Origin of the sequence: Streptococcus suis, assembly GCF_019794555.1 — a bacterium.
GTDB lineage: Bacteria > Bacillota > Bacilli > Lactobacillales > Streptococcaceae > Streptococcus > Streptococcus suis_AB.
Map to the genome: position 1 here is coordinate 1 of NZ_JAIMEP010000048.1, position 8,317 is coordinate 8,317.

Here is an 8,317-nt window from a genome sequence, read left to right on the forward strand (position 1 = left end):
ACGAGTCAAAAGCAGTGAGGCTTGAACAAAGTGAAAGCCAGCATCTTTAGGTGCTGGCTGGTGATGTGGGCTTATAGCCCTTGTTCAAACCACCCGTTTGACGGGTGGTCATGATTAATATTTTCATAAATAGCTTGCAAGACAGAGGTGGCAAACACTTGCAATTTTCGTCAAATAGTTATATAATAATCACGTTGAAAACTTTCTTGTAAGTCTACAAGTTACAATTTTCACAATAGGATTAAAAGGCTTGCCTTTTAAAAAATATAACTCGATTTTCATAAGGAGGAAATCATAAATGGTAGTTAAAGTTGGTATTAACGGTTTTGGTCGTATTGGCCGTCTTGCATTCCGTCGTATCCAAAATGTTGAAGGTGTTGAAGTTACGCGTATCAATGACCTTACAGACCCAACTATGCTTGCACACTTGTTGAAATATGACACAACTCAAGGTCGTTTCGACGGTACTGTTGAAGTTAAAGATGGTGGTTTTGAAGTTAACGGCAAATTCGTTAAAGTTTCTGCTGAACGCGAACCAGCTAACATTGACTGGGCTGCTGATGGTGTAGAAATTGTTCTTGAAGCTACTGGTTTCTTTGCTTCTAAAGAAAAAGCTGAGCAACACATCCACGAAAATGGTGCGAAAAAAGTTGTTATCACTGCTCCTGGTGGTAACGATGTTAAAACAATCGTTTTCAACACTAACCATGACATTCTTGATGGTACTGAAACAGTTATCTCAGGTGCTTCATGTACTACAAACTGTTTGGCTCCAATGGCTAAAGCACTTCAAGATAACTTCGGTGTTGTTGAAGGTTTGATGACAACTATCCACGCATACACTGGTGACCAAATGATCCTTGACGGTCCACACCGTGGTGGTGACCTTCGTCGTGCTCGTGCTGGTGCTGCTAACATCGTTCCTAACTCAACTGGTGCTGCTAAAGCTATCGGCTTGGTAATCCCAGAATTGAACGGTAAATTGGACGGTGCTGCACAACGCGTACCTACTCCAACAGGTTCTGTAACTGAATTGGTTGCTGTTCTTGAGAAAAATGTAACAGTTGACGAAGTAAATGCTGCTATGAAAGCTGCTTCTAACGAATCATACGGTTACACTGAAGATCAAATCGTTTCTTCAGATATCGTAGGTATCTCATTCGGTTCATTGTTTGACGCAACTCAAACTAAAGTTCTTGATGTAGATGGTAAACAATTGGTTAAAGTTGTTTCTTGGTACGATAACGAAATGTCTTACACTTCACAACTTGTTCGTACTCTTGAGTACTTCGCAAAAATCGCTAAATAATCCTTAGTGAAAATCAAAGAGGCTTCGGCCTCTTTTTTTTGCGATTCCGTTTCTGAAAATCCGATTTTCGAATGAGACGTGATATACTTATCATATAGTTAGCAGTTGGTTCTTGGAAAAGATTCGCTGTAATATACTTTTGAGGTATAGGAAATGTAGGCAATAAGGATAAGTAGAAAGGATAAAAAATGAATAATTTTCGATTACAGATTCCTACAGATATTCGTTTTGGTCGTGACCGTTTGACGGAATTACCAGAAGTATTAGGAACCTATGGAAAAAATGTTCTTTTAGTTTATGGCGGAGGGTCAATTAAACGTTCAGGATTGTATAACCGTGTAGTAACTTTATTAAATGAGCATGGTTTTTCTTTTGTTGAATTAGCAGGTATTGAGCCAAATCCTAGAATCGATTCTGTCCGAACAGGTGTAGATCTTATTCGAAAAAACGGTATCGAAGTAATTTTAGCTGTAGGTGGGGGATCCGTTGTTGATGCGAGTAAAGTCATGGCTGCGGGAGCGTTTTATGATGGCGATGCGTGGGATTTAGTAAAGGATAGTAGTTTGATAGGAAAGGCAATCCCTATTGTTGATATTTTGACACTGGCAGCAACAGGAACAGAAATGAACAGAGGTGCTGTTATTTCCAATATGGTTACAAACGAAAAACTTGGTACAGGTGGCTGGGAGTTGATTCCAAGGGCATCGTTTTTAGATCCTACTTTGACATACACCGTATCAAAATGGCAAACTGCTGCTGGGGCTGCTGATATGATGAGCCATCTGTTTGAACAATATTTCAATCGAACAGAGGGAGTAGACGTTCAAGATAGTATTGCAGAAGGCTTGTTGAAAACAATTATCAAGCATGGTCCGGTCGCAATAGCTGACCCAGAAAACTATACTGCTCGTGCAAATTTACTTTGGAGTTCTACCTTGGCCCTAAATGGTTTGGTGGCTGGAGGTCGATTAGGCGGTTGGACCTGCCATGCTATCGAACATGAATTATCAGCCTATTACGATATTACACATGGGATTGGTTTAGCAATTTTAACACCAAGATGGATGAAGTTTTGTGTAGATACAGATCCGACAACTCATGCAAAATTTGCAGCTTATGCACGAAATGTGTGGGGATTAGTTGAAGGAACAGAGGAAGAACTGGCCAGACTGGCTATTGCTAAGACGTATTCGTTTTTTGAAAATGAATTAGAAATTCCAATGAAATTATCAGATGTCGGAATTCCGACGCAAGAATTGGTAAGAGTGATGAGTGAACAAGCTGTTTTACATGGGAAGCTGGGAGGGAATGTATTTGTGCCCTTAACTGTTGAAGATGTTGAGTCAATTGTGCGTGATTCGTTTATCTCTATGGAAAAATTTTAGTAAGTGAGGAAAGAAAGATGGAAAAATATACATTAGTCAATGGAGTAGAAGTTCCAAAGATTGGTTTCGGTACATGGCAAATTCCTGAAGGGGAAGTTGTATATCAGAGTGTTAGTCATGCCCTGCAAGTTGGTTATATTCATGTCGATACCGCTCAGATTTATCGCAATGAAGTGGGTGTAGGACGAGCTATTGCAGATAGCAAGTTGGACAGGAAAGAAATCTTTGTAACGACTAAGATTTGGAATGATAAGCAGGATTATGAATCTGCAAAGGCATCAATTGATGAATCCTTATCTAAGTTAGGTCTAGACTATGTAGATTTACTTCTTATTCATTGGCCAAATCCTGTAGAATTGCGTGAAAATGATGCATGGAAAAAACGTAATGCGGGTGTCTGGAAGGCTTTAGAAGAGGCCTATAAAGAAGGAAAGACGCGTGCGATTGGGGTATCAAACTTTATGGTTCATCACTTAGAGGCATTATTTGAAACCGCTGAAACGAAACCTCATATCAATCAAATTCTGTTAGCTCCAGGCTGCCCTCAAACTGAGCTAGTTGATTTTTGTCGTCAACACCAAATTTTGTTAGAGGCATACAGTCCACTTGGAACAGGAAGTATTTTTGGGAACCCTGTTGCACAAGAAGTAGCTGAAAAGTATGGTAAATCAATTGCACAAATTGCACTTCGTTGGTCTTTGCAAAAAGGTTTCTTGCCATTACCAAAATCAGTAACTCCTGCAAATATTGAAGCAAACTTGCTTATTTTTGATTTTGAATTATCGGAAGAGGACATACTCCGACTCGATGGAGTAGATGGCGTGAACAGCCAGAGCAATCCGGATGAAGTTAATTTTTAATTGGGTATCGCTTGGGTAGATACTCAACTACGCTTGGAATCATTGTTACAAGTATCACAATAAATGAGATTTTAATAGGCATTTAATGAATAATGTGCTATAATTAGTAAGATAAAAATTTTTTAAGGAGTCTAACTAATGGCTAAATTGACTGTTAAAGACGTTGAATTGAAGGGCAAAAAAGTTCTTGTCCGTGTTGATTTTAACGTTCCTTTGAAAGATGGCGTTATCACTAACGACAACCGTATTACTGCTGCTCTTCCAACAATCAAGTATATTCTTGAGCAAGGTGGACGTGCCATTCTTTTCTCTCACCTTGGTCGTGTGAAAGAAGAAGCAGATAAAGAAGGTAAATCATTGGCTCCTGTAGCAGCTGACTTGGCGGCTAAATTGGGTCAAGAAGTTGCTTTCATCGCTGGTGCTACTCGTGGTGCTGAATTGGAAGCGGCTATTAATGCTTTGGAAGATGGACAAGTTCTCCTAGTTGAAAACACTCGTTTCGAAGACGTTGATGGTAAGAAAGAATCTAAAAACGACGAAGAACTTGGTAAATACTGGGCTTCACTTGGTGATGGTATCTTCGTTAACGATGCATTTGGTACTGCACACCGTGCACACGCATCAAACGTTGGTATCTCAGCAAACGTAGAAAAAGCAGTTGCTGGTTTCCTTTTGGAAAACGAAATTGCATACATCCAAGAAGCTGTTGAAACTCCAGAGCGTCCATTTGTGGCAATCCTTGGTGGTTCAAAAGTATCTGATAAGATTGGTGTTATCGAGAACCTTCTTGAAAAAGCAGACAAAGTTCTTATCGGTGGTGGTATGACTTACACATTCTACAAAGCTCAAGGTATCGAAATTGGTAACTCACTTGTAGAAGAAGATAAATTGGATGTGGCAAAAGCGCTTCTTGAAAAAGCTAATGGTAAATTGATCTTGCCAGTTGACTCAAAAGAAGCAAATGCATTTGCTGGATACACTGAAGTTCGCGACACTGAAGGTGAAGCAGTTTCAGAAGGCTTCCTTGGTCTTGACATCGGTCCTAAGTCAATCGCTAAGTTTGACGAAGCGTTGACTGGTGCAAAAACAGTTGTTTGGAACGGACCTATGGGTGTATTCGAAAACCCAGACTTCCAAGCTGGTACAATCGGTGTAATGGATGCTATCGTGAAACAACCAGGTGTGAAATCAATCATTGGTGGTGGTGACTCAGCTGCTGCAGCTATCAACCTTGGCCGTGCAGACAAGTTCTCATGGATCTCAACTGGTGGTGGCGCATCAATGGAACTCCTCGAAGGTAAAGTGCTTCCAGGACTTGCAGCTCTTACTGAAAAATAAGTTCAATAAACTTGAAGGCTAAAATGCAACGGATTTCCGTTGCATTTTGTGCATCGCGTAGAGTTTCTACGAAGCTAAGCGAGTTAGAAAGTCTAGCAAGGTGAAAAGTGCTTCTAGGACTTGCAGCTCTTACTGAAAAGTAAAAAATTGCGACGAAATGAGGCTGGGGCTTGAGCTCCGGTCTCTTTTTGAATGTAATTTACGCTCTGAAGTGTCGGCTCGGAGGAAAAATTTTGTTGTGTAATCATTTTTTTGTTTTTGATTTCCATTGAGTATGACTTCGTAAACTCACCTTTCTTCAAGCTCGACTTATGCTTGTGGCTTCTTGTCTTGTGTTAAAATCAACTATATGCTACTTATTTTTTTGTAAAGTAAGGAATTCATCTTCTTTGGTCGTGTTGAAGTATCTTGTATTATTTTTACACTAAAATGTCCGAATGATTCATAACATTATGTGTATTTAGAATCATTTTTTAACAAATCATGTTAGAATAGAAGTATGTTAAAGAGATATAAATTTGATACCCAGAAGTTTAAATTGGGTATGAGAACTTTAAAATCAGGTCTAGCTGTATTTTTAGTCATTTTATTGTTTCATCTTTTAAAATGGGATGGTATTCAGATTGCGGCTCTCTCAGCAGTTTTCAGTCTTCGTGAAGATTTTGGGAAAAGTGTGCATTTTGGCTCTTCCCGTGTACTTAGTAATTCCATAGGTGGCTTTTATGCCTTGCTTTATTTTATTCTAAGTGATCTATTTTCTCATAATTTTTGGGTGACCTTAATTTTCATCCCTATTTTTACGATGCTAACTATTATGACGAATGTTTCGTTTAATAATGCTCCAGGTGTTATTAGCGGGGTTGCTACAATGTTGATCATTGCTCTCTCAGTTCCTGCAGGAGATTCTATTTTCTACGCCCTCCAAAGAGTTTTTGAAACATTCGTTGGAGTTTTTGTATCTGTTATTGTAAATTACGATATCGATAAAATAAAAAAGCGCTTTCTTCCCTAACGATGTCACAAAATGTGACACAGAGGGCTTGACTGTTCGTTTTTTCTGCCCTATAATAGTGTGCAGAAAGGAGTTCATTATGAGAGAAAAAGAGTTTCGACGTTCCTTAGCTATTTTTCCAATTGGTAGTGTAATGAAATTGACTGATTTAACAGCGCGTCAGATTCGTTACTATGAAGATCATGGGTTGATAAAACCAGTTCGGAACGAAGGTAATCGCCGCTTGTATTCTCTAAATGATATGGACTTACTCCTTGAAATTAAAGATTTTTTGGATGAGGGCCTAAACATTGCAGCGATTAAAAAAGAATACGCCAATCGTAAAGCAAAGGAAAAGGTTCAAGTAGAACAGAAAACTTTAACTGATGAGGATGTGCGTCGTATCCTACATGATGAATTTAGCAGACAAGGGCGATTTTCAAGTCCAAGCTCGATCTTTCGGTCGTCGTAATAGGTTTAATTAAGAGGAGAAAAAAATATGGTTGTCACAACAGCGGATATTAAACGTGATATTAAAGAGAAAAATGTTACATTTCTACGTCTCATGTTCACTGATATTATGGGAGTGATGAAAAACGTAGAGATTCCTGCGACAGAAGAGCAGGTTGAAAAAATTTTATCAAATAAAGTTATGTTTGATGGTTCGTCTATTGAAGGTTTTGTACGTATTAATGAATCTGATATGTACCTTTATCCAGATTTAAATACATGGACTATTTTTCCTTGGGGGGATGAAAATGGACGTGTGGCAGGCTTGATTTGTGATATTTATACGACTGAAGGTGAACCGTTTGCGGGAGATCCTCGTGGAAACTTGAAAAAATCTCTTCGTCGGATGGAAAAAGAAGGATTCTCATCTTTTAACCTTGGTCCAGAACCAGAATTCTTCTTGTTCAAAATGGATGAGCAAGGGAATCCAACTCTTGAAGTGAATGACAAGGGCGGTTACTTTGACTTGGCGCCTACAGATCTTGCGGACAATACTCGTCGTGAAATTGTAAATGTTTTGACTGAAATGGGATTTGAAGTTGAAGCGAGCCACCACGAAGTAGCGGTTGGTCAGCATGAAATCGACTTTAAATATGCTGATGTTTTGAAAGCGTGTGATAATATCCAAATCTTTAAGTTGGTTGTTAAGACGATTGCACGAAAACATGGCTTGTATGCTACATTTATGGCTAAACCTAAATTTGGAATTGCTGGTTCAGGTATGCACTGTAACATGTCACTCTTTGATAAAGACGGTAATAATGCCTTCTTTGATCCAGAAGATCCTCGTGGCATGCAATTGTCAGAGACAGCTTATCACTTCCTTGGTGGTTTGATTAAACATGCTTATAACTACACTGCAATTACCAACCCTACAGTAAACTCATACAAACGTTTGGTGCCTGGTTTTGAAGCTCCTGTTTATATTGCTTGGGCAGGCAAAAACCGTTCTCCATTGGTTCGTGTACCTGCATCACGTGGAATGGGAACTCGCTTAGAATTGCGTTCAGTAGATCCAACGGCTAACCCATATTTGGCTATGGCAGTTCTTTTGGAAGTTGGATTAGATGGTATCGAACACAAGATTGAGGCTCCTGCTCCAGTAGAGTCAAATATTTATGCAATGTCAGATGAAGAACGTCGCAAAGCTGGTATTTCAGATCTTCCATCAACTCTTCACAATGCTCTTAAAGCCTTGAGAGAAGATGATGTTGTTCGTTCGGCATTGGGTGACCATATCTATACTAACTTCTTGGAAGCTAAGAAGATTGAGTGGGCAAGTTACGCAACTTACGTTTCTCAATGGGAAATTGATAACTATTTAGATTTGTATTAATATGGATGTGCAAAAACTAATTTATTCTCTTTCAGATTAAATTTTGAATATTAAAAAATAGCTTTGAATCAACGTTTCTAATGACGTTATTCAAAGCTATTTTTTTTACTATTGAATCTTTATTTTTGCTTTTCAAATTTTAGGCTCAAAGATTTCTACCGCGCTCTTCCATTTTTAAGATCGGGCTGGAACTGTCTCTTCCCAGACTGTTCCACTCCACTGGACCTTTGTTTTCGCTTTTCAAATTTTAGGCTCAAAGATAAAAAGGTCCACTGGACCTTTCAGATTGCAGACAAACATCGTTTTGGTGTTTGTCTTTTTTACTATTTTTAGAGAAAAATGGCTGTTTTAATGCTGAAACCACCCCATCTGGACAAAATAAAAAGGCCCTCTTGCCATCCTTTTAACTAGTTTTTTGAGATTTAAGCACGCCAAAGTCAGTCCAATCTTATCCTCCATTTTGGACTTTCCTTTTTCCCTCGTGTAGCGCAGATTATGGTATTCCTTGGCTGTGCCAAATAGCCGTTCAATCGTCTCTTTCCGATGTTGGTAGAGCTCCTTCATCCCTCTTTGATGACGAATATCCTC

At 39.0% G+C, this 8,317-nt stretch carries 7 protein-coding genes and 1 pseudogene; 7 read left to right on the forward strand and 1 reads right to left on the reverse strand.

Annotated elements, in window-relative coordinates:
* The first annotated feature begins 298 nt into the window (after positions 1 to 298).
* The 7 genes from gap (at position 299) to glnA (ending at position 7,729) form a co-directional block, all read left to right on the forward strand.
* Positions 299 to 1,309, forward strand: a complete 1,011-nt coding sequence (gene gap / locus K6V48_RS11230; protein WP_172066412.1) for a type I glyceraldehyde-3-phosphate dehydrogenase — start codon at positions 299 to 301, stop codon at positions 1,307 to 1,309.
* A 188-nt stretch (positions 1,310 to 1,497) separates the two neighbouring features.
* Entirely contained in the window at positions 1,498 to 2,694 is a 1,197-nt protein-coding gene (locus tag K6V48_RS11235; protein ID WP_222369768.1) for an iron-containing alcohol dehydrogenase, read from the forward strand.
* A 17-nt stretch (positions 2,695 to 2,711) separates the two neighbouring features.
* Positions 2,712 to 3,554, forward strand: a complete 843-nt coding sequence (locus K6V48_RS11240; RefSeq protein ID WP_222369770.1) for an aldo/keto reductase — start codon at positions 2,712 to 2,714, stop codon at positions 3,552 to 3,554.
* A 138-nt stretch (positions 3,555 to 3,692) separates the two neighbouring features.
* Positions 3,693 to 4,892: a phosphoglycerate kinase gene (locus tag K6V48_RS11245; RefSeq protein ID WP_002938510.1), complete on the forward strand. Its 1,200-nt coding sequence runs from the start codon at positions 3,693 to 3,695 to the stop codon at positions 4,890 to 4,892.
* A 499-nt stretch (positions 4,893 to 5,391) separates the two neighbouring features.
* Positions 5,392 to 5,904 (forward strand): FUSC family protein, encoded by a 513-nt coding sequence (locus K6V48_RS11250; protein ID WP_222369772.1) that lies wholly within the window; start codon positions 5,392 to 5,394, stop codon positions 5,902 to 5,904.
* 79 nt (positions 5,905 to 5,983) lie between these two features.
* Positions 5,984 to 6,355, forward strand: a complete 372-nt coding sequence (locus K6V48_RS11255) for a MerR family transcriptional regulator (protein WP_172017238.1) — start codon at positions 5,984 to 5,986, stop codon at positions 6,353 to 6,355.
* Between the two features lie 27 nt (positions 6,356 to 6,382).
* Positions 6,383 to 7,729, forward strand: coding sequence for a type I glutamate--ammonia ligase (glnA, locus tag K6V48_RS11260; RefSeq protein WP_172017236.1), 1,347 nt, complete (start codon positions 6,383 to 6,385; stop codon positions 7,727 to 7,729).
* A 240-nt stretch (positions 7,730 to 7,969) separates the two neighbouring features.
* Here glnA and K6V48_RS11265 read toward each other — a convergent pair.
* Positions 7,970 to 8,317, reverse strand: a pseudogene (locus K6V48_RS11265) (transposase); the annotation flags it as partial.